We start from the raw sequence: 1,424 nt of genomic DNA on the forward strand, positions 1-1,424 counted from the left end.
ATATAATATGCCATTTGGTAATTTCTCTATTTGTAGCTAAGTTAAACTACCAGTTTTTGCTACATCTTTCCTTATTTTCTCATGATAAACTCTTGTTCACAGAGCCTAGAGAAAAGAGCAGAGGAAGTTAAAAACGAGGTTGTAACATATATAATGTACAAGGTGTTAAATAATATGTTAGGCAACAAACCGCCAGCCACACCCGAAGTGAATAAATCTGACGAAGTTATACAAGTTGATGATGACTTAACGCAAAATCAAAAAGTTGTTAAAGCTCTTTTTATAGGAAAAACACTTATTGGAAAATACAAAGAAAAAATATATGAAGTTGCAGTCAGCAATAAAGGCAAGTTTATCTATAATGGGAAAGAACATGACTCCCCTTCTGCAGCTGGCACAGGAATTACTGGTAAGAGTTGCAACGGTTGGGATTTTTTTAAAGTATGCCTTAACCCTGAAGAAGGACTAAGAACTCTGAGCTATCACCGTGCAGAATTTCTGTCGGCTCAAAATAGTAACGTTTAAACCATGCATTAAAGCGTTTAAAGAGGTCTTGGTTTACTTGCTCCATTATTTTCTTTATTATCAGAAATTGCTTTAAACAATATGGAGGAGCACGTTGTCAGCAATTGCTATTATTGATTTTGGTTCACAGTTTACACAGCTTATCGCAAGACAAATAAGGGAAATGAGCGTTTGTTGTGAGATATTCCCAAGTAACATCAGTTTTGAAACAATATCGAAGTTCAACGGATTTATTTTCTCTGGAGGACCACAATCCGTAAATGACAGTTGTACTGAGGCAAGTGAAGTAGTACATGAAATTATAAAACTTAATGAGGCAACAAACGTTCCTATACTTGGAATATGCTACGGGCAGCAACTCATTTGTCATTATTTCGGGGCAAAAGTAAAAAAGGAATTCAAACAAGAATTTGGTAGAACTAAGATCAAAATACTAAAAGAGTCTCCCATTATAAAGGATACGTGGGAAGTCAATTCTGAAGTGGATGTGCTGATGAATCACGCAGACAGTGTTGAAACTATACCGCAGGGATTTACTGTTATTGCATCGGGTGTGATAAATCAAACAATCGCAATAATTGCCAACGAACAGCGGAGGATTTACTGTACTCAATTTCATCCTGAAGTGAGGCCCACAACAAATGGCAGCAAATTGCTCTCTAATTTCTTGGATATTGTAAATTGTGAAAGAGACTGGACAATGAAGTCACTTGTTGAAAGGCAGAAGGAAAAAATCAAAAACTTAGTAGGGAAGAGAAAGGTAATTGCCGCAGTAAGTGGCGGTGTTGATTCAAGTGTTGCAGCAACTCTCACATATAAAGCTATAGGAAAACAATTGAACTGTATTTTTGTCGACACTGGGTTGTTACGCAAAGACCAAACCATTGCTATGTTGAAAG

The 1,424-nt window shown here is 36.5% G+C and carries 2 protein-coding genes; both read left to right on the forward strand.

Annotation, left to right across the window (positions count from 1 at the left end; all coding sequences use genetic code 11):
- The first annotated feature begins 174 nt into the window (after positions 1–174).
- On the forward strand, positions 175–525 hold the full coding sequence (locus tag GO685_RS05230; protein ID WP_218939238.1) for a DUF2924 domain-containing protein: 351 nt from the start codon (positions 175–177) through the stop codon (positions 523–525).
- A 94-nt stretch (positions 526–619) separates the two neighbouring features.
- Positions 620–1,424 (forward strand): glutamine-hydrolyzing GMP synthase (gene guaA / locus GO685_RS05235; RefSeq protein WP_175937870.1); only part of this gene is annotated, 805 nt, incomplete at its 3' end.

This window comes from Wolbachia endosymbiont of Madathamugadia hiepei (assembly GCF_013366855.1).
GTDB lineage: Bacteria > Pseudomonadota > Alphaproteobacteria > Rickettsiales > Anaplasmataceae > Wolbachia.

Bases quoted from the DNA above. Each gene is read 5' to 3' on its own strand.
- GO685_RS05230 (WP_218939238.1), top strand. From the start codon at position 175: ATGTTAGGCAACAAACCGCCAGCCACACCCGAAGTGAATAAATCTGAC.